Below are 26,071 nucleotides of genomic sequence, written 5' to 3'. Positions count from 1 at the left end.
CCTTGGTTATTTTAATTGCTGAAATGCGTAGTGCGCCATTTTCTTCGTATCAGGATATAGCTGCGTACGAGTAGAAGATAACACGACGTTAATGACGCGTTTACCGTCTTTTTCATCAACTGTTACGACTGTGTATTTTCCGAGTGCTGATAAACCGCTTTTACTTCCAATCGCATATGGATCATCATATAGTTCTTCCCGTCCATAGTTTGCGATTTTCGGAGAACGCTCTGAAGTATGTAGTGTTGTATGTATTGAATTCATATATTCTAAAACGATCGGATACTTCAAGGCTTCTTTCGTAATAATAGCAATGTCATATGGTGATACTTTATTTCCAAGTGCATCAGCACCGCTTGCGTTTTTGAAAGTCGCATGTTTTGTCCCAAGTTCCTTCGCCCTAGCGTTCATCATTTTCACAAACTCATTTTTTGATCCTGCGATATGTTCTGCAATTGACTCAGCGATTGGGTCTGCACTAATAATAAGCATAAGTTTTAATGCCTCATCACGTTTTAATTTTTCACCCGCGCGAAGCTTAATCTTCTTACTTTGACTTTCCGTTTTAATCGCATTCTCTGTAACCGTAATTTCTTCATCTTCTTTCACATTTTCTAGTAAGAGTAAGGTAGTCATCATTTTCCCTATACTAGCCGGATAAGAGCGTTCATCTTCCCGTTTTCCATACAAAATTTCACCTGTGTCTGCATCGATTGTAATCCCGTATTGCCCATTAATGTTAGGCTGATCTGCTCTTACAACTTGTTGCCTTTGTGCATAAGAGAAGAAAATCATCCCTGTAAATAGTGTGGCAATCATTACAATCATAATTATTGTTCGTTTCATCGTCGTTCCCTCTTTTGTTTTCCATATGTACAAATAAATTGGGCAGAAAAAGCAGCCATTAATCATTATGCCACGTCCTCTGCCCAAAAATATAGCGTTATTTTTCGCCCATATTATGCTTCTTATATTGTTGGTTATTACTTTGACGCCCTTTTTCAACACCGTGATTATGCGGACCTGCATTTCCAGTTACACTTGCTGCGCTAATTCCAGCTTTTGAAGGGTTCTTCTTAAGTTTTGCCATATATATTCCTCCAGTTTCGTCAGATTATAAAAAGGAAAAGTGCATTTTAATGAAGAAAATACACATGTATAGCATAGCCAAATGAAAGAAATATATTTATTTCAGAAAATTTTATCAATAAATATATTGCGAAAATTCAAACTGTATCATATATTTATTAGTAGAGGCTCACTCATTGATTGCGACTCATGTCGAAAAATTGAATGAGCATTCATTCAAGAATAGGGGGAGAAATGGATGTTCCAAATTAAAAAGGCTGCTGTTCTAGGTTCAGGCGTAATGGGTTCAGGAATTGCGGCACACTTAGCTAATATTGGTATTCCGACATTATTGCTTGATATTGTACCACCTGCGCTTACGAAAGAAGAAGAGGCGAAGGGACTTACATTAGAACATAAAAGTGTGAGAAATCGTTTTAGTAATACGGCTGTGCAAAAACTATTAAAGCAAAAACCAGCTCCTCTGACAGTGAAAGGAAATCTAGCACTGATTGAAGCAGGTAACTTAGAAGATGATCTTGAGCGTCTAGCTGATGTAGATTGGATTATCGAAGTAGTAGTTGAAAACTTAGATATTAAAAAGAAACTATTTGAAAAAGTAGATGCCGTTCGTAAAGCGGGTTCTATTGTAAGCTCGAATACGTCAGGCATTTCAGTAGAAAAAATGGCAGAAGGTCGTTCAGACGACTTCCAAAAGCACTTCTTAGGAACACACTTTTTTAACCCACCACGATATTTAAAACTTCTAGAGGTAATACCGACGAAAGAAACTGATCCACAAGTATTAAGCTTCATGAAACTATTTGGCGAAGACGTTCTTGGAAAAGGCGTTGTTATCGCAAAAGACACACCAAACTTTATTGGAAACCGCATCGGTACGTACGGTTTATTAGTAACTCTTCAAGAGATGATAAAACGCGGCTATAGCATTGGGGAAGTTGATTCTGTAACAGGCCCACTTATTGGTCGCCCGAAGAGCGCAACGTTCCGTACATTAGATGTTGTTGGTTTAGATACATTCGTACACGTTGCAAATAACGTATATGAAAACGTACAAGAAGAAGAGCGTGATGTATTTAAAGTACCAGCTTTCATGCATGACATGCTTGATAAAAAATGGCTTGGAAGCAAAACAGGTCAAGGCTTCTTCTTAAAACAAGGAAAAGAAATTTTAGAACTAAATCCTGAAACGATGGAATACGAAGCTCGCAAAAAATTAAAAGCTGCATCTATCGAGTTAAGTAAACAAGAAAAAGGTTTATCGAATAAATTGAAAGCGCTTGTATACGCGAAAGACCGCGCAGGAGAGTTGTTATGGAACATCATCACACCAACTCTTTTATACTCTGCAAAACTTCATAAAGAAATTGCTGACGATATCGTTGCAATTGACCAAGCGATGAAGTGGGGCTTCGGCTGGGAGCAAGGACCATTTGAAGTTTGGGATGCAATCGGCGTTGAAAAGTCCGTTCAAAAGATGGAAGAAAACGGCGTAGTTGTTCCGACTTGGGTGAAAGAAATGTTAGAGAAAGGTTTCACTACTTTCTACAAACACGATAACGGAGATAGCTACTATTACGATAATGGCGAATATAAGCTAATCGAACGTAATAAAAAGGCAATTTCTCTTAAACAATTAAAAGCGAAAAATGGCGTATTAAAGAAAAATAGCGGAGCGAGCTTAATCGATTTAGGCGATGGTATCCTTTGCTTAGAATTCCATTCGAAGAGCAATGCAATCGGTATGGATATTACGCAAATGATTAACTACGCTGTTGATGAAGTAGAAAAGAATTATAAAGGTCTTGTTATCGGTAATCAATCGAAGAACTTCTGCGTGGGTGCGAACCTAGCAATGATCTTAATGGAAGCACAAGATGACAACTACTTTGAAATTGAGTTGGTTGTGAAAAACTTCCAAGATGCAATGACGAAAATTAAATACTCTTCTAAGCCAGTTGTAGCGGCACCATATGGTATGACGCTTGGCGGAGGTACAGAAGTTTGTTTACCAGCAGCGAGCATTCAAGCTTCTAGTGAGACTTATATGGGCTTAGTAGAAGTAGGTGTTGGCTTAATCCCTGGCGGAGGCGGTAACAAAGAGTTATACATTAAACACTTAAACAAAATGGCAAACGGTGTAGAATTTGACTTACAAAAAGTTGCGAATAAAGTATTCGAATCTGTAGCGATGGCGAAAGTTTCTACATCAGCACAAGAAGCTGTATCGAACAACTTCTTAGGCGATAAAGACGGTATTAGTGTGAATGGTGATCACTTACTATATGATGCGAAACAAAAAGCACTTTCTTTATATGAAGCAGGTTATAAAGCACCTATCCGCAAAAAGATACCAGTTGTTGGTGAGACAGGATATGCAGCGCTTGTACTTGGTGCAGAGGCAATGCATTTATCAGGTTACATTTCTGAACATGATCTGCACATTGCGAAGAAACTGGCATATGTCATTGCGGGTGGAAAAGTGCCGTACGGAACAGAAGTTGATGAGCAGTATTTATTAGATGTAGAACGTGAAGCATTTATTAGCTTAGTAAGTGAGATGAAATCACAAGCAAGAATGCAGCACATGCTTGTAAAAGGAAAACCATTACGTAACTAATAACGAGGGGAGATATCGTTCATGAGAGAAGCTGTCATTGTTGCGGGAGCAAGAACACCAATTGGAAAAGCAAAGAGGGGTTCATTAAAAACAGTTCGTCCTGACGATCTAGGGGCGTTAGTAGTAAAAGAAACGTTAAAGCGTGCGAATTATGAAGGACCAATTGATGATTTAATTTTCGGTTGTGCGATGCCAGAAGCAGAGCAAGGTTTAAATATGGCTCGTAATATCGGCGGGCTAGCAGGACTTTCTTACGATGTTCCAGCTATTACAATTAACCGTTACTGTTCTTCAGGTTTACAAAGTATCGCTTACGGAGCAGAGCGCATTATGCTTGGTCACTCTGAAGCTGTATTATCAGGCGGAGCGGAATCAATGAGTTTAGTTCCAATGATGGGGCACGTTGTTCGTCCGAACAGTCGCCTTGTAGAAGCTGCTCCAGAATATTATATGGGTATGGGACATACAGCAGAGCAAGTTGCTGTGAAATATGGAATTTCTCGTGAAGAACAAGATGCATTTGCAGTAAGAAGTCATCAACGTGCTGCGAAAGCATTAGCTGCAGGGAACTTTGCGGATGAAACAGTATCTGTAGATGTGACGTTACGCTCGGTTGGATCAAACAACAAACTGCAAGAAGAAACAATCATTTTCGCACAAGACGAAGGTGTAAGAGCAGAGACGACGCTAGACATTTTAGGTAAATTACGTCCAGCATTTAACGTTCGCGGTTCTGTAACGGCTGGTAACTCTTCACAAATGAGTGACGGTGCAGCATCTGTACTATTAATGGATCGTGAAAAAGCAGTGAGCGATGGCATGAAGCCACTTGCAAAATTCCGTTCATTCGCAGTAGCTGGAGTACCACCAGAAGTAATGGGAATCGGCCCAATTGCTGCAATTCCGAAAGCGTTAAAATTAGCTGGTTTAGAGCTATCTGATATCGGTCTATTTGAACTAAATGAAGCATTTGCTTCTCAATCTATCCAAGTTATTCGTGAACTTGGTTTAGATGAAGAAAAAGTAAACGTAAACGGCGGTGCAATCGCACTTGGACATCCACTTGGCTGTACAGGAGCAAAACTAACACTATCTCTTATTCACGAAATGAAACGTCGCAACCAACAATTCGGTATCGTAACAATGTGTATCGGTGGCGGAATGGGAGCAGCGGGAGTATTTGAATTACTATAAAAAAAGTGTAAGCGGCTCGCTCAGAATGTGAGGGTGATGGAGTTTCAGACGAAGAGGCGCTGTTTGCCTCGTAGGAAGAAGCGAAGCCATCGAACATTCTAGCCGCTGGAACTGGATTATAAAAAAAAGTGCAAGTGGCTTGCTCAGAACAGGAGGGCGTTGGAAGCCCTGACGAAGAGGTGCTTTTTGCCTCACAGGAAGGGATGAAACGACCGACTGTTTTAGCCACCGGAACTGGATTATAAAAAAAGCGCAGGCGGCTCGCTCAGAACAAGAGGGCGCTAAAGCAAAGAATGGAAGCAACAAAGGTTTATAAAAAAATGAGAGCCAGCTTCTTTCAAAATGAGAAAAGCGGCTTATGAAAATATGAAGGAGGAAATTTTCATGGAAAAAACAGTAGGAAATGCGGTTAAAGGCGGTAGCTTTTTAGTAGAGGAAATTACAATTGATCAAGTGTTTACGCCAGAAGATTTTTCATCTGAGCATAAAATGATTGCAAAAACGACAGAGGACTTTATCGTAAATGAAGTTCTTCCGGAGCTTGAATATTTAGAACAACACGAGTTTGATCGTTCTGTGCGTCTTTTAAAAGAAGCTGGTGAACTTGGTTTACTAGGCGCTGACGTACCAGAAGAGTACGGCGGAATTGGTCTTGATAAAGTAAGCTCAGCGTTAATCGCAGAGAAATTCTCGCGCGCTGGTGGTTTTGCAATCACTCACGGTGCTCACGTTGGTATCGGATCGTTACCAATCGTATTATTCGGTAACGAAGAGCAAAAGAAAAAATATTTACCACTACTTGCAACTGGTGAAAAATTAGCGGCATACGCATTAACTGAGCCAGGTTCAGGATCTGACGCATTAGGTGCAAAAACAACTGCACGTTTAAATGCAGAAGGTACGCATTACGTATTAAATGGTGAAAAACAATGGATTACAAACTCTGCATTTGCTGACGTATTTATCGTATACGCAAAAATAGACGGTGAGCACTTCTCAGCATTTATCGTAGAGAAAGACTATGCTGGTGTATCTACAAGCCCTGAAGAGAAGAAAATGGGTATTAAATGTTCTTCAACTCGTACGTTAATTTTAGAAGATGCGTTAGTACCGAAAGAAAACCTACTTGGTGAAATCGGTAAAGGCCATATTATCGCGTTCAACATTTTAAATATCGGTCGTTATAAATTAGGTGTTGGTACAGTTGGATCTGCGAAACGTGCAGTAGAAATTTCAGCACAATATGCAAATCAACGTCAACAATTCAAACAACCAATCGCTCGCTTCCCATTAATTCAAGAGAAACTTGCGAATATGGCAGCGAAAACATATGCAGCTGAAAGCTCTGTATATCGTACAGTAGGTTTATTCGAAAGTCGCATGAGCACATTATCTGAAGAAGAAGTAAAAGACGGTAAAGCAGTAGCAGCTTCTATCGCTGAATATGCAATCGAGTGCTCTTTAAATAAAGTATTCGGTTCTGAAGTGTTAGATTATACAGTAGATGAAGGTGTTCAAATTCACGGTGGTTACGGATTTATGGCAGAGTACGAGATTGAAAGAATGTACCGCGATTCTCGTATTAACCGTATTTTCGAAGGAACGAACGAAATTAACCGCCTAATCGTACCAGGTACGTTCTTACGTAAAGCGATGAAAGGTGAATTACCATTACTACAAAAAGCACAAAAATTACAAGAAGAGTTAATGATGATGATGCCAGAAGAAGTAGGCGATGAGCCATTAGCACTTCAAAAATATTTAGTAAAGAACGCGAAGAAAATCGGTTTAATGGTAGCTGGATTAGCAGCTCAAAAATACGGTAAAGCATTAGATAAAGAGCAAGAAATTCTTGTGAATATCGCTGACATCGTAAGCAATCTTTACGCAATGGAATCAGCTCTTCTTCGTACAGAAAAAGCAATTAAAACAACTGGTCTTGAAAAGAATAAACAAAAAGTGTTATACACTGAAGTATTCTGCCAAGAAGCATTCAACGAAATCGAAGCAGATGCGAAAGAAACACTTATCGCAGTTGAAAATGGCGACATGCTGCGCATGATGTTATCATCATTACGTAAATTAACTCGCCACACACCACTTAACGTAATTCCGAAGAAGCGTGAAATTGCTGCGAAAATTTTAGAAGATGAGCGTTATACAGTTTAATAGATGAAAGAGAACCAGTGGCCTGTTGGCTGCTGGTTTTTTATTTTTATTGATGTTAAAAATAGTTTACATGATGTTAAAAATAAATTACAATTAGAATATAGAAAATAATGTAAAATGAGGAGAGGTTATGAAACAGAGTGGAACGTTACAAAATAATCTCGTTGTACTCCGAGCAGAAAAACGCTGGTCACAAACGGATTTAGCGAACCAAGCTGGGGTAAGTAGACAAACAATCGCTTCAATTGAAGCGAATCGTTACAATCCATCTTTAATTTTAGCTTTTGAAATTGCAAGTATTTTAGGTAAGGAATTTCATGAAGTTTTTCAATATAAGATAGAGGGGGAAACGGAATGAGTATTGTAGTAGGGATAATAATCTCAGTAGCAGGACTAATAGGTGTTTTATATTCAACACGTTTTCAGAAGAATGAGGGGGAAGACGAAAGAGGCGAGCATATTACGGGGAATGCAGCTAAAATTTCGTTATTTGTATTTTTACTTCTATATTTAGTTATCTTTTTAATTGGAAATCTATATTCATTGACAGGCGAACAATATAAACTAGCGAATTCATTTTTGTTAGCAGGGGTACTTTGTTCTTATGCTTTAACTATTGTAGTTTTGAAAAGAAAATATTAACTGGAAAAGGGCTGTTTTACATATGTATTTGTAAACGGCTCTTTTTTATGGAGGTACAGGAGATGAGCGTAATAAAAGCAGGAACAGTTCATCAAATAGCATTTTTCCCGCATCTATTTCCAATCAACTGTTATTTTGTTGAGGAGGAGGCTGGATTAACTTTAATTGATGCTGCTTTATCATTTTGTGGAAAGAAGATTTTAGAATCGGCCCAAAAAATTGGTAAACCGATTACGAATATTATTATTACTCATGCTCATGATGACCACATAGGAGCGCTTGATGTTATAAAGAAAGAATTGCCGGATGTTCCGGTTTATATTTCTAAAAGAGATGCTCATTTACTTGAAGGAGATATGGCACTGCAAAAGGGAGAACGAAACACACCGATAAAAGTGGGTGTGTCCAAAAAGATAAAGACGATTCCAGATATTCTTCTTCAAGAAGGAGGTAGAATTGGTTCTCTTTTAGCGATTGAGACTCCAGGTCATACACCAGGTTCAATGGCGTTTTTAGATACGAGGAATGATGCGCTAGTTGTTGGAGATGCGTTTCAAACGAGGGGAGGAGTGGCCGTTGCAGGACAAATAAAGTGGTTATTTCCGTTCCCTGTGTTTGGTACTTGGGATGCAGAAACGGCGTTAATAAGCGCTCAGAAATTACTGGAATATAGGCCGACTATATTGGCGACAGGGCATGGGAAGATGATTAAGGATCCGTTAGTGCAAATGCAACGGGCGATTGAAGAAGCGGAAAGGAATTTAACAAGAAAGAGTCTCAAATAATTTTGAGGCTCTTTTTGCTAGATGATATTATTTTGCTGGTTTTAAAAATGTGTATATGGCTAAGGAAAAACAAAGGAAAATAAATGCGATAGGATCTTGATATGGATTAGGTTCAGAGCCCTTCTGGATTTCTGTAAGGAAGTCATGTGTTTTCATGTTCATTTCTCCTTTAATTAATAAGTTTTATATGATGCGAGGGTTATGGTGGATAGATAAGGAATTTTTGGAATTTCATCTAATAATTATTCTATAGTAATCTAATTCCTAAATCTATAGAATGCAAAGTTTTCGTGATATGTAAAATTGCATATTATTCTTGTTTTGGTTTTTGTTATGTTGTTTATATGTATATTAAGAACTAAAGATTATTATGAATTAAAACAAGTGGAGGAATAGTATGAGTAAAACAGTATTAGAGGCTTATAGCGTAGAAGAGAGGATAGACAATTTAACATATAAAAATTTATTAGTAATGATAGCAAGTATTTTGGGGTTCCTATTAATGGGGGGATTATTCCTTGCTTTAGCTCTTGGAATTTTTGGAGAAGAGGTATTACGTGCTAATTTAGAGGGATATTATTTACTTCTATTTGATGCGGCTGTGGTTGCTATTGTTTTATTTGCTTATAAACCAGTGCTTCATTTTATTAAGAACATTTGGGATGTATCTGTTTTAAAAAGTGGGAAAACCTACTTGTATTTATTACTAGGTTTTATCGTCATTGCATTAGCTCAGTATGTAATGTTAGAGCTGTTTAGCTTTGAAAGTGCAGGGCAGCAACGAGATCAATTAGGGGGAGAGACACTTCAAAATAGTGTGATACAAAGCATTATATATGTGTTAAGTGTGGCTATAATTACACCAGTTAAAGAAGAGGTTTTATATAGAGGGATTTTGTATCGATTTCTTGAAAAGAAATATAGTTTTCTAGTTGGTATCATTATTTCTTCCTTCATTTTTGGGATTTTTCATGGTGGTTTTCCAATTACGGCAACGATTATGGGGATTGTATTTGCTATGTTATATAAGAAGACACAGTCTATTGTACCTAGTATCATTTTACATATTGCATGGAACTTACTTGTGAGTATAAGCATGATTGTCTCTTTATAAAATTGAACGAATATTTAGCATAAAAGATGGATGGCTTAGCTATGCATCTTTTATTTTGTTTATAGGTAGGAAAAGTTAATTCATGCATACAATCCAAAAAGAACCAAATACTAATGACGAATGAACAAAGAAAGGTAGGAGTATCCTATGCAAAATTTAACAGAGCTTGAAGTGGAAAATTTACGTCATTTAATTGGTGGTCATGCGACGATTATTAACAAATTGGACCAGTATGCACAGGCTTGTACAGATCCACAGCTAAAGCAAATGCTACAAAAGGATGCACAAGATGCACGAAATACGAAACAGCAATTAATGACTTTTCTAGGATAGGAGGAAGAGAGAAATGAATGAAAAAGATATGGTAAATGATTATTTAGCAGGGTTAAACTCAAGTTTAACAAGTTATGCAAATTATATTTCTCAGTCTGATAACGAACAGTTACATCAAACGTTAATTCAAATTCGTAATCAAGATGAGATGCGTCAACGTAATATGTATGAATATGCAAAGCAAAAAAGTTATTACAAGCCGGCAGCACCTGCTAATCCAATGATTGTGCAGCAATTGAAAAGTCAATTAAGTGCGGAATAGTGTGATGAATGAAACGAGCGAATGGATTCGCTCGTTTTTTTGTTTGGTATATGTCAATAAATACATAATAAATATTTTTTCAGTTGTAACAAATATGACGAAAATTAAATATAACAATTCACAAAAAGGACAAAAAATTTGCTCAATATTTCACAAAGTATCCATGGTTTCTATCGTGAGAACCTCTATAATTAGGGGTGTAAAGAACGAAAGAAATAGACTACATGATCAATTAGGAGAGATTGCTATGAATAGAAACACAAGAAAAATTGCAATTATCGGTACTGGATTAGTTGGATCAAGCTGTGCGTATTCCATTGTAAACCAAGGGATTTGCGAAGAGCTATTGTTAATTGATATAAATCATGAACGTGCAGTTGGAGAAGCGATGGATTTATCGCACTGCATTAACTTTACAAATACAAGAACAAAAGTATATGCCGGAAGCTATGAAGACTGCAAAGATATGGACATTGTTATTATTACAGCAGGACCAGCGCCGAAGCCTGGACAAAGTCGTTTAGACACTTTAGGAGCCAGCGCTAAGATTATGGAGGGTGTTGTTGGCGGCGTAATGGAAAGTGGATTTGATGGCATTTTCTTACTCGCATCGAACCCAGTTGACATTATTACATATCAAGTGTGGAAGCTATCTGGATTACCTAGAAATCGTGTGATTGGTACAGGTACATCACTAGATTCTTCTCGCTTAAGAACAATTTTATCTGAAATGTTACATGTAGATCCTCGTAGTATTCATGGGTATTCATTAGGAGAACATGGTGATTCTCAAATGGTTGCTTGGTCTCACGTAACTGTTGGTGGAAAATCAATTCTGCAAATTTTAGAGGAACAAAAAGAACGCTTAGGTGAAATAGATTTAGATGAAATTGTTGAGAAGACTGCAAAAGCTGGATGGGAAATTTATAAGCGTAAAGGAACTACTTATTACGGAATCGGAAATTCTTTAGCTTATATTGCGCGCTCAATTTTCAATGATGATCACCGTGTTATCGCTGTTTCAGCTATTTTAGATGGTGAATATGGCGAATACGATATTTGTACAGGAGTACCAGCAATTATTACTAGAGACGGTGTAAGAGAAGTTGTAGAACTAAACTTATCAGAAGATGAAGAAAGTCGCTTTGCAAAATCAAACGATGTTTTACGCGATTATATGAAAACAATTGGTTACTAAATTATAGGAGAAGGTGAAACAAATGAAGGAATATATAATGTCTCGTGTGTTTAAAGCTTCTGCCGGAATCGCACAGGGTATTTTCGTATCCCTTGGAATTGGTTTACTGATCGAAAATATAGGAAGAATTGTTGATATACCATTACTTATTACAATCGGAGTCGTTGCAAAATCACTTATGGCACCAGCAATTGGAGCCGGGATTGCCTTTATGCTCGGTGCAAACGGACTCGTAATTTTCTCAGCGATGGTAGCTGGAGCAATTGGAGCTGGTTCCATTTCAATTACTGAAGCTGGTCTCATCATTAAAACAGGTGAACCAATCGGTGCATTATTAACAGCGACTTTAGCAGTTTATATTGGTAAACGATTAAGTGGAAAAACTGCTTTAGATATGATGCTCGTTCCATTTGCAGCAATATTAGGTTCTGGTTTAGTCGGTATTTGGTTAGCTCAAAATATTAGCCCAGTTTTAAATACAGTTGGAGCATTCATTAAAGATAGTTCAGCTGGTAGCCCGTTTATCGCTTCTATCGTGATTGCTGTAGTTTGGGGATTGTTACTTATCTCTCCAGCTTCATCAGCTGCGTTAGCGATAGCGCTTAGCTTAGATGGTGTTGCAGGCGGTGCAGCACTTGCAGGGTGTGTTGCTCAATTTATCGGATTCTCTGTTATTTCAGCGAAAGAAAATAACTTAGGTGGCATATTAGCCCAGGCACTTTGTACTCCAAAAGTGCAGTTACCGAACATTACTAAAAATCCAATGATTCTCGTCCCAACTGTCGTCGCCAGTGCAATAGTTGGCCCAGTATCGGCACTAATTTTCCAACTGGAAGCAGGAAAAGAAATTGCAGGTCTTGGATTAAGCTCTCTTATCGCACCAATTAATTTAATTTCCAGCCAAGGGTGGGAAGTTGTCCCAGCGATGGTAATCACTTATATCATCATTCCAGTAGCTGTTTCTTATATACTGTACATTGCTCTTAAAAAAGCAGGTCGTATTCATTCTGGTGATATGACTGTACCGCAATCTTAATTTGAAAATCTCCTTAATATAGAGAAAAGCAGACTGAAGCCACAGTCTGCTTTTTTACATTTTTTGATTTTGTTTTACTGGAACACGTACGGTTTCTTTTGCTAATAATAGCTGAACACCAAAGTATAGTACGCTTGCAAGCGTCATTCCAGAAATGGCGTCTACAAATGCATGCTGCTTCGTAAATAATGTTGATAAAATAATAAGCGTACCGAAGAAAGTAAGGATGTAATATTCCAAAGTATGCTGTTCTCTACGCTTAAAGGCAGCTAACATAATTACAAATGTCGTAAGGACATGAATGCTTGGGAAGCAGTTTACTGGATGATCAATACTATAAATATAGCGGACTAGTTCGGAAAATACATCTGTTCCAACGACGGTTGGGCGTGGTACAGTTGTCTGCCAAAAAAAATAAATCGAAAAACAAGCAAGTTTTCCAAGAATTACACTACTTAAAGTGACATAATATTGCTTTCGATCAGCAAAACAGTAATAAATAAGTGCACCGTATAAGTATGGAAACCAAAGTAAGTAAGGAATAATAAATGCTTTCACAAATGGAATCCAATCATCTACTACAGTTGTGACATCTACTGCGTGAACAGTAGATTTATTTAATACATCGTAAAGGGGACTTACGAGTACGAGTAGAAGTATATAACTTAACGGAAGAAGAGATGAAAGTTTAAATTTCTTCATGATAATCTCCTATGTTTTAGTAATGTAAATAAATTCAATTGATTATAATATAGAAAATCCAATTGGGCTATCGATTTTACTTACATTTTCTTGAATTCACCTTACATTTTTGTCACTTGACTTAAAAGAGGGGGAGGGTGCTATATGAAGCGTTCACTGTATTTCTTAGTTTTTATATTGTTATGCCTAGTGAGTACTGGGTGTGCAAAGGATAAAGAAGGAGAGAATTTAGAATATAACGGGAGAGCACTCGTCATTGGAGTTGTTGGTGAAAAGCCGAAAGATACATTTAGAAATATAAAGTTTGAAAAAGTGAAGTTAGAGGAATTGGAAAAGAAAGCTAAGGAAGTGGATGGTTTTCTAATAATGAAAGATCACTTTCAAGAAGCCTCAACAGAGCAGTATAAAGATGTATTTTCATCGCTAAAGAAACCAGTATTTTTTATTGGTTTACAAGATAAATCATATTCAACTTTTATTACAAAAGGGATAGAGTATAACAGTGCACGAAAAGATGTAAATGCTATGTACGCGCAAGGTTTTGCGAATATTGGAAGTGGCGAAGGGCAACAATGGGGAGTAGGTTTATTGAATGGTGGAAATACAGAAGAAAGTATTCATAATATGTATATAGTAGTATTTCAAACCATTTCGGACTATTTAAGTCGATGATGAAGGAGCCTGTAAAAGGACTTCTTATTTTTTAAATAAAGTGAAACTTTAATCAGTGGGGGGTGTCCATCCCCCACTGATTATTAGCCCGCACCAATCGGGCTTTTACGGGCAGTTATCTCCCACCTAACTTCCTCGCATTTGCCGAATTTCGAGGTGGGAGTCTTACTGCCCGCAAATAGCGGGATAAACGTTTGTTTAAGATATATGTTCGGTATAGAAAATCATGTATTCCAAAGGTGATATAGAAAAACATGAAATTAATCAAACGTTTGTTTAAGAGGTATGTTCGGTATGGAAGAATTCATGTATTCCAAAGGTTGGGGTAGAAAAACATGAAATTAATCAAACGTTTGTTTAAGGTATATGTTCGGTATAAAAGAATCTACGTATTCCGAAGGTTGAGGTAGAAAAATATGAAATTAATCAAACGTTTGTTTAAGATATATGTTCGGCGTGGGATGAGAAAAAATTTTTAAAAAATTATATATTTATTTTTTCTTAATAAATGGCGGAAAAATAAGAAAAATTAGCAGGATTATTAAAAATTATCACGAAATAAGTAAAAGTTTAGCGAATAATCGTTTGAAATAATAAAATGTTTTCTATATGATAAAGGTAAAGGTTAGTAAAAAAGTAGGTGAATTTATGACAGTAACATTTTATTCATATCCAAAATGTGGCACATGTCAAAAAGCAAAGAAATGGTTTGAGGCAAACGATGTAGCATATGAGATGATTCATATTGTTGAAAATCCACCGTCAAAAGAAGATTTACGTAATTTACATGAGAAAAGTGAATTACCATTAAAAAAATTCTTTAATACAAGTGGAATGCGTTACCGCGAACTTGGTTTAAAAGATAAGTTAAAGGATGCAAGCGAAGACGAAATGTATGAGCTTTTAGCATCTGATGGCATGTTGATTAAACGTCCAATTGTAACAGATGGAACGAGTGTAACACTTGGTTTTAACGAAGAGCAGTTTGAAAGTGTGTGGAAAAAGTACCAATAAGGTATTTTTACATAATTAATACATTCACTGGAGGTACAGTCATGAGCATTCCAAATAATTTACGTTACTCTGAAGAACACGAATGGGTAAAAACAGAAGGTAATGCGGTTGTTATCGGTATTACTCATTTTGCGCAAGGTGAGTTAGGCGATATCGTATTCGTTGAACTTCCTGAAGTAGGTGCAACAATCCAAGCTGACGAGCCATTCGGAAGCGTAGAATCTGTTAAAACAGTTTCTGAATTATACGCACCTGTAAGTGGTAAAGTTGTAGCAGTAAACGAAGAATTAAGTGACCAACCAGAACTAGTTAACGAATCTCCATACGAGGGTGCATGGATGGTTAAAGTTGAACTTTCTGATGCAAGCCAAGTTGAGAAGTTATTAACTGCAGAAAAATATGCAGAAATGACAAACCAAGACTAATTATAGTCGAAGAAAAAGGACAGCCTTTGTGCTGTCCTTTTTTATGTTGTGTACATAATGAATTTAAAAACATATATATTAATTATTATGTAGGAGAACGTTTTTGAAAAACTTTTTTCATGTAGGCTTCATGCTGAGCAAGCCGCTTGAGCTTTTCGTTATGATCCAGCTCCAGCGGCTAGAACAGTCGGTCATTTCACTCCTTCACTTGAGGCAAAGAGCGCCTCTAGTTCAGGAGTTCCAATGCCCTCCTGTTCTGAACGAGCCGCTTGCGCTTTTCTTTTGCAAAAATAAACAGGAAACAACATGAAAATAACGAATATACTATATACTAAGTTAAAGGTTGTATAGTATATGGTGATCGGGTGATGACATATGATTTATGTGGAAAAAGTCATTATTGTAGAAGGTAAATCGGATAGAAGAAAGATTGAATCTATTATTCGTGAACCAGTGGAAATTGTTTGTACAAATGGTACAATTGGTTTGTCGAAAATGGATGAGCTCATTGATCAATTTTTTGATAAGGACGTATATGTGCTAGTGGATGCTGATGATGCAGGAGAAAAGTTAAGGAAACAATTCCGAAAAGAATTTCCGCAAGCAGAGCATATTTATATTGATCGCTCGTATCGCGAGGTGGCGACTGCACCTTCTTCACATTTAGCAAATGTATTATGGGGAGCAGACATTGACGTTTATACAGAATATTTACGGTAAGGAATGATAGAAGTGATTGATTGGACAGGTGCCGAAGCTACAGCCCTAATAGGAAATGAAGAAAAAACAGTGTTATATGTGTATACACCAATGTGTGGAACATGCCAATTGGCAAAGAAGATGTTAACGGTCGTTGAGATGACGATTGAAGATTTGAAAATTGGAATGTTAGATTTAAATTATGCCCCGCATTTAGCGAAAGAGTATGGGATAGAAAGTGTACCGTGTTTACTTATTTTTGAAAATGGGACACTGATGAAGAAAATATATGCATTTCATTCGGTTGAATATTTATATACGGAATTAAAGTAGGCGGCAAAGTTTTTGCCGCCTCGACATATTTCTTGGGAAATATGTCGACATGCGTGATAGATACAGTATTTGTCGAGCGAAAATAACAGGATTGCCCTTTAATAAGAGGGAATGGTATGTAATAGAAAGTGATATGAGGGATGTGGTTTAGGATGAAATTATATTCTTTGCTTCAATCATTTGTAAATTACGCTAATGGTCAATATCATTTAGAACCGCTTTTAAGGCAAGGAGAAAGAACTGTTAATTTTCGTTTTGGAGATGAATGCTGTTCGTTACAAATTTCAAGAGATTATATAGAACTTTTGAAAGAGGCGAGAGGAACGGAACAAATCGTTTGTTTAGAGGAAGAGGATGTACAAAAGTTAGTGACTGGAAATATGAGGTTGCAAAAGTTAATGAGTGATGGACGGGTACAATATTCTGGAACGTATCGAACGATGTTATTAGTTGAATCGATGTTTCATATATGTAAACCGATGTCAGTCGGAGCTTAAAATTCTGAAGTTTCTTTTTTTACGAAAATTTCTGTTGACAGAGCGTGTGGATATTGATACAATTCAATTCATAAAATATAGACAATTTCATAAATTTTAAATCAGACGAAAATTTAATCTGATTTCTCTTATTAAGAGAGGTGGAGGGACTGTGCCCTGTGAAGCCCGGCAACCGTCAACTTATGTTGAAATGGTGCCAATTCCTGCAAAGCAAATGCTTTGAGAGATGAGAGAGAGGGATAATGTTGTTATATACGCATATAAACCTTTCTGCTTCTCTAGAAGCGGAAAGGTTTTTTGTTGTTTGAATGCGGAGGACATTCAAATAATAAGAGGAGCTATAACGATGGACTACACGCATGAAAAATAAAAAAATGCGGAGTCTATCCAAACAAAAAAGGGGTGAACATCATGATCTTATTAGAAAATGTAAAGAAAATATATAAGGCAAAAAGCGGTGATGTCACTGCTGTAGATAACGCCAACTTAAAAGTAGATAAGGGTGAAATATTTGGTGTTATTGGATATAGTGGCGCTGGGAAAAGTTCGTTAATCAGATTGTTTAATCAGTTAGAGAAACCAACTTCTGGCCAAATTACAATTGCGAATCGTGTGATTTCAGCGATTACTGGAAATGAACTTCGTAAGGCAAGACAAGAAATCGGAATGATTTTTCAGCATTTCAACTTACTTTGGTCACGAACTGTGCGTGAAAATATCGCATTCCCACTTGAAATTGCAGGTGTCGATAAGGCGGAGAGAAGAAAACGTGTCGATGAGTTAATTCATCTTGTTGGATTAGAAGGAAGAGGAGACGCGTACCCATCTCAGCTAAGTGGTGGACAAAAGCAGCGCGTCGGGATTGCAAGAGCGTTAGCAAATAATCCACAAGTACTTTTATGTGATGAAGCAACGTCAGCTCTTGATCCGGAAACGACAGATCAAATTTTAGATTTATTGTTAGATATTAATAAGCGTCTCGGCTTAACAATTGTATTGATTACGCATGAGATGCACGTTATTCGCAAAATTTGTAATCGAGTTGCTGTAATGGAGAAAGGGAAGATCGTAGAAACGGGTCCAGTACTTGACGTATTCCGTAATCCACAGCAAGACATTACAAAACGATTTGTACAGCAGTTAACTGATTCTGAAGATACAAATGAAACGATTGAAAGTTTAATAGAAAAGTATCCAGATGGAAAAGTAATTCGTTTGCAGTTTGTCGGTGAAGCGGTAGAAAGACCGGTACTTCAAAGGTTAATGCAGCGCGGTGATATAGAAGTTAGCATTTTGCAAGGAAATATCGCGCAAACGAATAACGGATCTTACGGAAGTTTAGTCGTTCATTTAAATGGTGAAGAAACAGCGATCCAGCAAGCAATAGAAGGGATTCATCAAGATCAAGTAGAGCTGGAGGTGATTGCACATGGATAAGTTAATCGCAAATATTGATTGGAATCAAATGTTAGAAGCAACTGGTGAAACGTTATATATGACGGCAATCGCAGCACTTGCCACATTTGTTTTAGGACTTATTTTAGGACTATTACTCTTTATGACAGCGAAAGATAATTTATGGGAAAATAAAGCGATTAATACGGTGATTGGAGCGTTCGTAAACATTTTCCGTTCTATACCGTTCATCATTTTAATTATTTTATTAATCCCGTTCACAAAGATTCTTCTTGGAACAATACTCGGAGCGAGTGCAGCGCTGCCAGCTTTAATTATTGGAGCGGCACCATTTTACGCGAGAATGGTTGAAATCGCGCTTCGTGAGATTGATAAAGGTGTAATTGAAGCTTCAAAAGCGATGGGAGCAAAAACAAGCACAATTATTTTGAAGGTGTTAATTCCAGAATCGTTACCAGCGTTAGTATCTGGTATTACGGTTACGACTATTGCTTTAGTAGGCTATACAGCAATGGCAGGTGTTGTTGGTGCTGGTGGTCTTGGAACACTTGCTTACTTAGAGGGATTCCAGCGTGGAAATAACGATGTAACAATCGTTGCGACAATTTGTGTATTACTCGTTGTATTTTTAATTCAGTGGATTGGTGATAGTTTAACGACTCGAATAGATAAAAGATAATGAACACAGGGGGATATTTCAAATGAAAAAATTATTACTTACAGCACTTATTTCAACTTCAATTTTTGGGTTAGCTGCTTGTGGCGGGAAAGATAAAGATGAAAAGAAACTTGTTGTTGGTGCTTCTAACGTACCGCACGCTGAAATTTTAGAAAAGGCAAAACCGTTACTTGAGAAAAAAGGAATTGAGCTAGAAATTAAAAAATTCCAAGACTACGTATTACCAAATAAATCGTTAGCGGATAAAGAATTAGATGCAAACTACTTCCAGCACATTCCGTATTTAGAAAAAGAGATTAAAGATAAGAAATATGATTTTGAAATAGCAGGAAAAATTCATTTAGAACCGATTGGTGTGTATTCTCAAAAATATAAGAGCTTAAAAGAACTTCCAAACGGGGCGACAATTATTATGAGTAATTCTGTTACTGATCATGGTCGTGGTTTAGCAATTTTACAAAAAGAAGGCATTTTAAAAATTAAAGACGGAGTAGAGCCAGTTAAAGCAACTCCAAAAGATATTGCGGATAATCCGAAAAACTTAAAGTTCAAAACAGATATCGAGCCTGGTTTATTGCCACAAGTGTATAACAATAAAGAAGGCGATGCGGTTCTAATTAATTCTAACTATGCAATTGATGCGAAATTAAACCCAGAAAAAGACGCGATTGCAATTGAAGGAAATGATTCTCCATACGCAAACGTAGTAGCTGTTCGTAAAGGCGATAAAGATAAAAAAGAGATTAAAGCTCTTATAGAAGTACTGCATTCTAAAGAAATTGAAGACTTTATTACTAAAGAATATAAAGGGGCAGTTGTTCCTGTAAAAGAATAATTGCGGAAAAAGGGCTGGTGTATGCCGGTCCTTTTTTTACTACATAACTATAGGGGAGAAGGGGACATCATATGAAAAAGATTCTATTGTCAGTTGTTACAGCACTGTCTGTATTTACATTAGCTGCTTGCGGGGGGAAAGATGAGAATAAGCTTGTCGTTGGCGCTTCTAATATACCGCACGCTGTTATTTTAGAAAAGGCACAGCCAATATTAGAGAAAAAGGGCATTAAGTTAGAGATAAAAAAATTCCAGGATTATGTTTTACCAAATAAGGCATTAGCTGATAAAGAAATCGATGCAAATTATTTTCAACATATCCCTTATTTAGATAAAGAGATTCAAGAAAAAGGATACAAAATTGTAAATGCAGGAAAAATTCATTTAGAGCCAATGGGCATTTATTCTAAGAAATATAAAAGCTTAAAAGAACTTCCAGATGGCGGAACAGTTATTATGAGTAATAACGTAGCGGAGCGTGGCCGTATGCTCGCATTGTTACAAAAAGGCGGCGTTATTAAATTAAAAGACGGTGTAGATGTTGTTAAAGCAACAGTAAAAGATGTTGTAGAAAATCCGAAAAATTTAAAGTTTAAAACAGATGTAGAACCTGGACTTTCACCGAAGCTGTACGAAAACAATGAAGGTGATGCTTTATTTATTAATTCAAACTACGCAATTGATGCGAAATTAAATCCAACAAAGGATGCAATCGCAATTGAAGGATCAGACTCTCCTTACGCAAATATTATCGCAGTTCGTAAAGGTGACGAGAAGAAAAAAGAAATTAAAGAGCTAGTAGAAGTGCTACATTCAAAAGAAATTCAAGATTTTATTAACAAAGAATATAAAGGTGCTGTACTTCCTGTGAACGAATAGGTGCTGGAAAGGGCTGGGGATAATCCAGTCCTTTTTTCTTTATATATATAAGAAGAAAGGTGTATCATAAGAGGATGTAAAGGAAATACTTATATACATTTGTGAAAAAATTGTTACATTTTCTTAGTGTTTGCGATATCATTTTATTTGCTATAAGATTAGAATGAGAATAAAATGAGAATATGAACGTTTTAGTAATTTTTAAAATGTATATAGAGGATTAATGGAGGTATTGAGATGGCTGGTTCTACATTAACGGTTAAAGACTTACACGTATCAATCGACGGCAAAGAAATTTTAAAAGGTGTAAACCTTGAAGTGAAAGGTGGAGAAATCCACGCAATTATGGGACCTAACGGAACAGGTAAATCAACTTTATCTTCTGCGATTATGGGTCACCCAAAGTATGAAGTAACAGAAGGTAGCATCATCATCGACGGTGAAGATGTATTAGAAATGGAAGTAGATGAGCGTGCGCTAGCAGGTCTATTCTTAGCAATGCAATATCCAAGTGAAATTAGCGGAGTAACAAACGCTGACTTCTTACGTTCTGCAATTAATGCACGTCGTGAAGAAGGCGAAGAAATTTCTCTTATGAAATTTATCCGTACATTAGATAAAAACATGGAATTCCTAGAAATGGATCCAGAAATGGCACAACGTTACTTAAACGAAGGTTTCTCTGGCGGTGAGAAAAAACGTAATGAGATTCTTCAATTAATGATGATCGAGCCAAAAATTGCAATCTTAGATGAAATCGACTCAGGTCTTGATATCGATGCATTAAAAGTTGTATCAAAAGGTATTAACCAAATGCGCGGCGAAGAGTTCGGCTGCCTAATGATTACGCATTACCAACGTTTATTAAACTACATCACTCCAGACTTCGTTCACGTTATGATGAACGGTCGTATCGTTAAATCTGGTGGCCCTGAGCTTGCACAACGTCTAGAAGCTGAAGGTTACGACTGGATTAAAAAAGAATTAGGTATTGAAGACGAAACAGCAGAGCAAGAAGCGTAAGAGAGGAGCATAAACATGACAATCGGTACATTACCTTTCGATCAAGAAACAATCCGTCAGCGCGCAAGCGAAGTAAACGAAGCTGCTTGGTTGACTGAGTTCCGCTTACAAGCTCTTGCACAAGCAACTGAACTTCCAATGCCAACGCCTGATAAAACGAAAATTGAAAAATGGGACTTTATCGGAAAAGGCGACGCTGCTAAGCAAGAGCCTGTAAGTTCTTTAACAGAGCTTCCAGAAGCAGTGAAAAACTTAATCGATGAAAATAACAGCGTATTAGTACAACGTGCTGGTACAACTGCGTTCGTTTCTTTAGCAGACGAAGCAAAAGAAAAAGGTGTTATTTTTACAGACATCGTAACAGCTGCAACAGAGCATGCTGAATTAGTACAAAAGTACTTAATGAAAGACGGCGTGAAAGTAGACGAGCATCGTCTAACTGCACTTCATGCTGCATTAATCAACGGCGGTGCATTCGTATATGTTCCGAAAAACGTTGTTCTTGAAACTCCACTTCAAGCTGTATTCTTAGTAGACGGCGAAGAAGCTAACGTATATAACCACGTATTATTCGTAGCTGATGCGAACAGTACTGCAACATATGTAGAAAACTACGTTGCAAATGAAAATGCTAAAGGTATTGCAAATATCGTAGCAGAAGTAATCGTGGAACAAGGCGCACAAGTGAAATTCGGTGCGGTTGATCTATTAGCAAAAAACGTAACAACTTACGTTAACCGCCGCGGAATTATTGGACGCGACGGCCGCATTGATTGGGCTCTAGGCCTTATGAATGACGGAAATACAATCTCAGAGAACGTTACGAACTTAATGGGCGACGGATCATATGCTGATACAAAAACAGTAACAATTGGTCGTGGTAACCAAACACAAAACTTTACAACTAAAGTTGTTCACTTCGGTAAACACTCTGAAGGTTGGATTTTAAAACACGGTGTACAAAAAGATAGTGCAACATCTATCTTTAACGGAATTGGTAAGATTGAACACGGTGCATCTAAATCAAATGCACAACAATCTTCTCGCGTTCTTATGTTAGATGAGAAAGCTCGCGGTGATGCAAACCCAATTCTTTTAATCGACGAAGATGATGTAATGGCAGGTCACGCAGCTTCAGTAGGCCGCGTAGATCCATACCAATTATACTACTTGATGAGCCGTGGGATTCCAAAACGCGAAGCAGAACGTTTAGTCATCCATGGATTCTTAGCACCTGTAGTAAATGAGCTTCCAATTGAAGGAGTAAAGGCACAGCTTGTTGAGGTAATTGAAAGGAAAGTTCGCTAATGAATATTCATGAAATACGCAAACAGTTTCCAATTCTTGATCAAAAAGTGAACGGCAAACAACTTGTTTATTTCGATAGTGCAGCAACTTCTCAAAAACCAATTCAAGTCATTGAAACGTTAGAACGTTATTATAAAGAATATAATTCTAACGTGCATCGCGGTGTTCATACGCTCGGTACGAAAGCTACCGACGCGTATGAAGGTGCACGTGAGAAAGTTCGCAAGTTTATTAATGCGAAATCAATGGAAGAGATTATTTTCACGCGCGGAACGACAACTGCATTAAATACAGTAGCAGCTAGCTATGGTCTTGATAATGTAAAAGAAGGCGATGAAATCGTCATCTCTTACATGGAGCACCATAGTAACATCATTCCGTGGCAACAAGTTGCGAAGAAAACTGGTGCAACTTTAAAATACCTTCCGCTTCAACTAGACGGTACAATTTCTTTAGAAGATGTTCGTCAAACAGTTACACCGAATACAAAAATCGTTTCTATCATGCACGTTTCTAACGTACTTGGAACGATTAACCCTGTAAAAGAAATCGGAGCAATCGCACATGAAAACGGTGCAATCATGATCGTTGATGGAGCACAAAGTGCACCTCATATGAAAGTGGATGTACAAGATTTAAACTGTGATTTCTACGCATTATCTGCTCATAAGATGTGCGGACCAACAGGTGTCGGCGTATTATATGGTAAGAAAGAATTGCTAAACAATATGGAACCAATTGAATTTGGTGGTGAAATGATTGATTTCGTAGACTTACAAGAGTCTACTTGGAAAGAGCTTCCGTGGAAGTTCGAAGCAGGTACACCGATTATCGGTAATGCAATTGGACTTGGTGCGGCAATTGATTTCCTAGAAGAAATCGGTCTTCATAATATTGAAAAGCATGAACATGAATTAGCGCAATACGCTTTAGAGAGACTATCAGAAGTAGATGGCGTTACAATTTATGGTCCAAAGCATCGCGCTGGTCTAGTTACATTTAATATTGAAGACGTACATCCTCACGATGTAGCAACTGTATTAGATGTAGAAGGCATTGCGGTTCGCGCAGGACATCACTGTGCACAACCGCTTATGAAGTGGCTAAAAGCTTCTTCTACAGCACGTGCGAGCTTCTATTTATATAATACAAAAGAAGAAATTGATACATTTGTTGAATCACTAATCAAGACAAAGGAGTATTTCACAAATGTCATTTAATAATTTAGATACGTTATATCGTCAAGTTATTATGGATCATTATAAAAATCCTCGTAACCATGGCGTGTTAGAAGATAGTGTTACCGTTAACTTGAACAATCCAACTTGCGGCGATCGTATTCAACTTACGATGAAAGTAGAAGAGGGTATTGTACAAGAAGCGAAGTTTGAAGGCGAAGGATGTTCAATTTCAATGTCTTCAGCTTCAATGATGACACAAGCAGTAAAAGGAAAGAAAATTGAAGAGGCCCTTAAGCTTTCTAAAATTTTCTCTGACATGATGCTAGGAAAAGAGTATGATGACAGCATTGATTTAGGAGATATTGAAGCATTACAAGGCGTATGCAAGTTCCCGGCACGTATTAAATGTGCAACATTAGCGTGGAAAGCGTTAGAAAAGGGCTTAAACGAAGATAAGTAATGTTAAAGGTTCCTAAAAACGAGGTTATATAAGGAGGGACACACCAACATGGCGAAGCAACTGCCAGATATCGGCGATTATAAATATGGTTTCAAGGATAAAGACGTTTCGATTTTCCGTGCTGGACGCGGTTTAACAAAAGAAATCGTTGAAGAGATTTCACGTATGAAAGAAGAACCACAGTGGATGTTAGACTTCCGTTTAAAATCACTGGATAAGTTCTATGAAATGCCAATGCCACAATGGGGCGGCGACTTAAACGACTTAGATTTCGATGAAATTACGTACTACGTAAAACCATCTGAGAAATCTGAGAAGTCTTGGGATGAAGTACCTGAGGAAATTAAAGCGACATTTGATAAATTAGGTATTCCTGAAGCTGAGCAAAAATATTTAGCTGGTGTATCTGCACAGTACGAATCTGAAGTTGTATACCACAACATGAAAGAAGACCTAGAAGATCTAGGAGTCGTCTTCAAAGATACAGATAGCGCATTAAAAGAGAACGAAGATATTTTCCGTGAGCATTTCGGAAAAGTAATCCCACCAACAGACAACAAATTCTCTGCATTAAACTCTGCAGTTTGGTCTGGTGGATCATTCATCTACGTTCCAAAAGGTATTAAAGTTGATACACCACTTCAAGCGTATTTCCGTATTAACTCTGAAAATATGGGACAATTCGAGCGTACGCTTATCATCGTAGACGAAGGCGCACACGTACACTACGTAGAAGGTTGTACAGCACCTGTTTACACGACTAACTCACTTCATAGTGCGGTAGTAGAAATCATCATTAAGAAAGATGCATATTGCCGTTATACAACAATCCAAAACTGGGCGAACAACGTATACAACCTAGTTACAAAACGTGCGGTTTGTGAAGAAAACGCAACGATGGAATGGATTGACGGTAACATCGGATCTAAATTAACGATGAAATACCCAGCAGTTATCTTAAAAGGCGAAGGCGCTCGTGGTTTAACATTATCTATCGCGATTGCTGGTAAAGGCCAACACCAAGATGCTGGTGCGAAAATGATTCACTTAGCACCAAACACGTCTTCAACAATCGTTTCTAAATCGATTGCGAAGCATGGTGGTAAAGTAACTTACCGTGGTATCGTACAATTCGGACCAAAAGCGAAAAACTCTCGCTCTAACATCGAGTGTGACACGTTAATCATGGATAACCAATCTACATCTGATACAATTCCTTACAACGAAATCAAAAACGATTACGTTTCACTTGAGCACGAAGCGAAAGTATCTAAAGTATCAGAAGAACAATTATTCTACCTAATGAGCCGCGGTATTTCTGAGCAAGAAGCTACAGAAATGATCGTAATGGGCTTCATCGAGCCATTCACTCGCGAACTTCCAATGGAATACGCAGTTGAAATGAACCGCCTAATCAAGTTTGAGATGGAAGGTTCTATTGGTTAATATTTAAAGTGGAAGCGGCTCGTTCAGAATGTGAGGGGGATGGAGCTTCTGACGTAGAGGC

Annotated in this window: 30 protein-coding genes and 1 riboswitch; of the genes, 26 read left to right on the top strand and 4 right to left on the bottom strand. The window is 37.5% G+C overall.

Annotated elements, in window-relative coordinates:
- Nucleotides 1-6: 6 nt before the first annotated feature.
- Nucleotides 7-846, bottom strand: a complete 840-nt coding sequence (locus DN408_RS04910) for a D-alanyl-D-alanine carboxypeptidase family protein (RefSeq protein ID WP_147739970.1) — start codon at nucleotides 844-846, stop codon at nucleotides 7-9.
- A gap of 97 nt (nucleotides 847-943) precedes the next feature.
- Nucleotides 944-1,090 (bottom strand): YuzL family protein, encoded by a 147-nt coding sequence (locus tag DN408_RS04905; protein ID WP_002034611.1) that lies wholly within the window; start codon nucleotides 1,088-1,090, stop codon nucleotides 944-946.
- A 237-nt stretch (nucleotides 1,091-1,327) separates the two neighbouring features.
- Here DN408_RS04905 and DN408_RS04900 point away from each other — a divergent pair, with 237 nt between their 5' ends.
- The 6 genes from DN408_RS04900 to DN408_RS04875 all read left to right on the top strand — a co-directional run bounded on the left by DN408_RS04900 (nucleotide 1,328) and on the right by DN408_RS04875 (nucleotide 8,499).
- Nucleotides 1,328-3,709, top strand: a complete 2,382-nt coding sequence (locus DN408_RS04900) for a 3-hydroxyacyl-CoA dehydrogenase/enoyl-CoA hydratase family protein (RefSeq protein ID WP_033730843.1) — start codon at nucleotides 1,328-1,330, stop codon at nucleotides 3,707-3,709.
- A 21-nt stretch (nucleotides 3,710-3,730) separates the two neighbouring features.
- Entirely contained in the window at nucleotides 3,731-4,903 is a 1,173-nt protein-coding gene (locus DN408_RS04895; RefSeq protein ID WP_001206332.1) for an acetyl-CoA C-acetyltransferase, read from the top strand.
- A gap of 384 nt (nucleotides 4,904-5,287) precedes the next feature.
- Complete coding sequence (locus DN408_RS04890; RefSeq protein ID WP_002089410.1) at nucleotides 5,288-7,072, top strand: acyl-CoA dehydrogenase family protein; 1,785 nt, start codon at nucleotides 5,288-5,290, stop codon at nucleotides 7,070-7,072.
- Between the two features lie 130 nt (nucleotides 7,073-7,202).
- A complete protein-coding gene (locus DN408_RS04885) occupies nucleotides 7,203-7,430 on the top strand; it encodes a helix-turn-helix transcriptional regulator (protein ID WP_002184716.1) in 228 nt (75 codons plus the stop codon).
- Entirely contained in the window at nucleotides 7,427-7,714 is a 288-nt protein-coding gene (locus DN408_RS04880) for a DUF2178 domain-containing protein (protein WP_016127712.1), read from the top strand. The genes DN408_RS04885 and DN408_RS04880 overlap by 4 nt, the downstream gene beginning before the upstream one ends.
- A gap of 62 nt (nucleotides 7,715-7,776) precedes the next feature.
- Nucleotides 7,777-8,499 (top strand): MBL fold metallo-hydrolase, encoded by a 723-nt coding sequence (locus DN408_RS04875; protein ID WP_016127713.1) that lies wholly within the window; start codon nucleotides 7,777-7,779, stop codon nucleotides 8,497-8,499.
- Between the two features lie 27 nt (nucleotides 8,500-8,526).
- Here DN408_RS04875 and DN408_RS31900 read toward each other — a convergent pair whose 3' ends face one another.
- Complete coding sequence (locus DN408_RS31900; protein WP_002112689.1) at nucleotides 8,527-8,655, bottom strand: hypothetical protein; 129 nt, start codon at nucleotides 8,653-8,655, stop codon at nucleotides 8,527-8,529.
- A 241-nt stretch (nucleotides 8,656-8,896) separates the two neighbouring features.
- On the opposite strand from DN408_RS31900, the gene DN408_RS04870 reads away from it, so the two are divergent.
- From DN408_RS04870 to DN408_RS04850, 5 genes are all read left to right on the top strand, one after another.
- Entirely contained in the window at nucleotides 8,897-9,613 is a 717-nt protein-coding gene (locus tag DN408_RS04870) for a CPBP family intramembrane glutamic endopeptidase (protein ID WP_002184721.1), read from the top strand.
- A gap of 147 nt (nucleotides 9,614-9,760) precedes the next feature.
- Nucleotides 9,761-9,946: a hypothetical protein gene (locus DN408_RS04865; RefSeq protein WP_001180550.1), complete on the top strand. Its 186-nt coding sequence runs from the start codon at nucleotides 9,761-9,763 to the stop codon at nucleotides 9,944-9,946.
- A gap of 13 nt (nucleotides 9,947-9,959) precedes the next feature.
- Nucleotides 9,960-10,208 (top strand): spore coat protein, encoded by a 249-nt coding sequence (locus DN408_RS04860; protein ID WP_002015950.1) that lies wholly within the window; start codon nucleotides 9,960-9,962, stop codon nucleotides 10,206-10,208.
- Nucleotides 10,209-10,455: 247 nt separating this feature from the next.
- Nucleotides 10,456-11,406, top strand: a complete 951-nt coding sequence (locus DN408_RS04855) for an L-lactate dehydrogenase (protein ID WP_407707276.1) — start codon at nucleotides 10,456-10,458, stop codon at nucleotides 11,404-11,406.
- Nucleotides 11,407-11,428: 22 nt separating this feature from the next.
- A complete protein-coding gene (locus tag DN408_RS04850; protein ID WP_002089394.1) occupies nucleotides 11,429-12,442 on the top strand; it encodes a PTS sugar transporter subunit IIC in 1,014 nt (337 codons plus the stop codon).
- Between the two features lie 54 nt (nucleotides 12,443-12,496).
- Here DN408_RS04850 and DN408_RS04845 read toward each other — a convergent pair whose 3' ends face one another.
- The gene (locus tag DN408_RS04845) at nucleotides 12,497-13,144 is read right to left on the bottom strand and encodes a phosphatase PAP2 family protein (protein ID WP_002129758.1); all 648 of its coding nucleotides are present in this window, start codon (nucleotides 13,142-13,144) and stop codon (nucleotides 12,497-12,499) included.
- A 144-nt stretch (nucleotides 13,145-13,288) separates the two neighbouring features.
- Here DN408_RS04845 and DN408_RS04840 point away from each other — a divergent pair, with 144 nt between their 5' ends.
- From DN408_RS04840 to sufB, 15 genes are all read left to right on the top strand, one after another.
- Nucleotides 13,289-13,816 carry a hypothetical protein gene (locus DN408_RS04840; RefSeq protein ID WP_078177965.1) on the top strand — a complete coding sequence of 176 codons (528 nt, stop codon included), beginning with the start codon at nucleotides 13,289-13,291 and terminating at the stop codon, nucleotides 13,814-13,816.
- Nucleotides 13,817-14,464: 648 nt separating this feature from the next.
- Nucleotides 14,465-14,830 carry an arsenate reductase family protein gene (locus DN408_RS04835; RefSeq protein WP_002129756.1) on the top strand — a complete coding sequence of 122 codons (366 nt, stop codon included), beginning with the start codon at nucleotides 14,465-14,467 and terminating at the stop codon, nucleotides 14,828-14,830.
- A 41-nt stretch (nucleotides 14,831-14,871) separates the two neighbouring features.
- A complete protein-coding gene (gene gcvH / locus DN408_RS04830; RefSeq protein ID WP_000026895.1) occupies nucleotides 14,872-15,255 on the top strand; it encodes a glycine cleavage system protein GcvH in 384 nt (127 codons plus the stop codon).
- A gap of 375 nt (nucleotides 15,256-15,630) precedes the next feature.
- Nucleotides 15,631-15,975 carry a toprim domain-containing protein gene (locus DN408_RS04825; protein ID WP_000640865.1) on the top strand — a complete coding sequence of 115 codons (345 nt, stop codon included), beginning with the start codon at nucleotides 15,631-15,633 and terminating at the stop codon, nucleotides 15,973-15,975.
- 3 nt (nucleotides 15,976-15,978) lie between these two features.
- A complete protein-coding gene (locus tag DN408_RS04820; RefSeq protein WP_002015940.1) occupies nucleotides 15,979-16,287 on the top strand; it encodes a thioredoxin family protein in 309 nt (102 codons plus the stop codon).
- 152 nt (nucleotides 16,288-16,439) lie between these two features.
- On the top strand, nucleotides 16,440-16,784 hold the full coding sequence (locus DN408_RS04815; protein ID WP_002015939.1) for a hypothetical protein: 345 nt from the start codon (nucleotides 16,440-16,442) through the stop codon (nucleotides 16,782-16,784).
- A gap of 125 nt (nucleotides 16,785-16,909) precedes the next feature.
- Nucleotides 16,910-17,017: riboswitch (SAM riboswitch) on the top strand.
- 178 nt (nucleotides 17,018-17,195) lie between these two features.
- A complete protein-coding gene (locus DN408_RS04810; RefSeq protein WP_002015938.1) occupies nucleotides 17,196-18,221 on the top strand; it encodes a methionine ABC transporter ATP-binding protein in 1,026 nt (341 codons plus the stop codon).
- The gene (locus DN408_RS04805) at nucleotides 18,214-18,879 is read left to right on the top strand and encodes a methionine ABC transporter permease (protein WP_002129754.1); all 666 of its coding nucleotides are present in this window, start codon (nucleotides 18,214-18,216) and stop codon (nucleotides 18,877-18,879) included. Before DN408_RS04810 ends, DN408_RS04805 begins: the two co-directional genes overlap by 8 nt.
- Before the next feature lie 22 nt (nucleotides 18,880-18,901).
- Nucleotides 18,902-19,714 (top strand): methionine ABC transporter substrate-binding lipoprotein MetQ, encoded by an 813-nt coding sequence (gene metQ / locus DN408_RS04800; protein ID WP_002015935.1) that lies wholly within the window; start codon nucleotides 18,902-18,904, stop codon nucleotides 19,712-19,714.
- 71 nt (nucleotides 19,715-19,785) lie between these two features.
- Nucleotides 19,786-20,592 carry a methionine ABC transporter substrate-binding lipoprotein MetQ gene (gene metQ / locus DN408_RS04795; RefSeq protein ID WP_002089377.1) on the top strand — a complete coding sequence of 269 codons (807 nt, stop codon included), beginning with the start codon at nucleotides 19,786-19,788 and terminating at the stop codon, nucleotides 20,590-20,592.
- A 237-nt stretch (nucleotides 20,593-20,829) separates the two neighbouring features.
- The gene (sufC, locus tag DN408_RS04790) at nucleotides 20,830-21,615 is read left to right on the top strand and encodes a Fe-S cluster assembly ATPase SufC (protein WP_002015933.1); all 786 of its coding nucleotides are present in this window, start codon (nucleotides 20,830-20,832) and stop codon (nucleotides 21,613-21,615) included.
- A gap of 15 nt (nucleotides 21,616-21,630) precedes the next feature.
- The gene (gene sufD / locus DN408_RS04785) at nucleotides 21,631-22,923 is read left to right on the top strand and encodes a Fe-S cluster assembly protein SufD (RefSeq protein ID WP_078177964.1); all 1,293 of its coding nucleotides are present in this window, start codon (nucleotides 21,631-21,633) and stop codon (nucleotides 22,921-22,923) included.
- A complete protein-coding gene (gene sufS, locus DN408_RS04780; RefSeq protein ID WP_002015930.1) occupies nucleotides 22,923-24,143 on the top strand; it encodes a cysteine desulfurase SufS in 1,221 nt (406 codons plus the stop codon). Before sufD ends, sufS begins: the two co-directional genes overlap by 1 nt.
- Complete coding sequence (sufU, locus tag DN408_RS04775) at nucleotides 24,133-24,564, top strand: Fe-S cluster assembly sulfur transfer protein SufU (protein WP_002089369.1); 432 nt, start codon at nucleotides 24,133-24,135, stop codon at nucleotides 24,562-24,564. The genes sufS and sufU overlap by 11 nt, the downstream gene beginning before the upstream one ends.
- Nucleotides 24,565-24,612: 48 nt before the next feature.
- Nucleotides 24,613-26,010, top strand: a complete 1,398-nt coding sequence (gene sufB, locus DN408_RS04770) for a Fe-S cluster assembly protein SufB (protein WP_002015928.1) — start codon at nucleotides 24,613-24,615, stop codon at nucleotides 26,008-26,010.
- Nucleotides 26,011-26,071: the final 61 nt, after the last annotated feature.

The sequence above is a fragment of the Bacillus sp. AR13-1 genome, assembly GCF_008042285.1.
GTDB classification, from domain to species: Bacteria; Bacillota; Bacilli; order Bacillales; family Bacillaceae_G; genus Bacillus_A; species Bacillus_A mycoides.
This window is presented reverse-complemented; position numbering and strand designations above follow the sequence as displayed.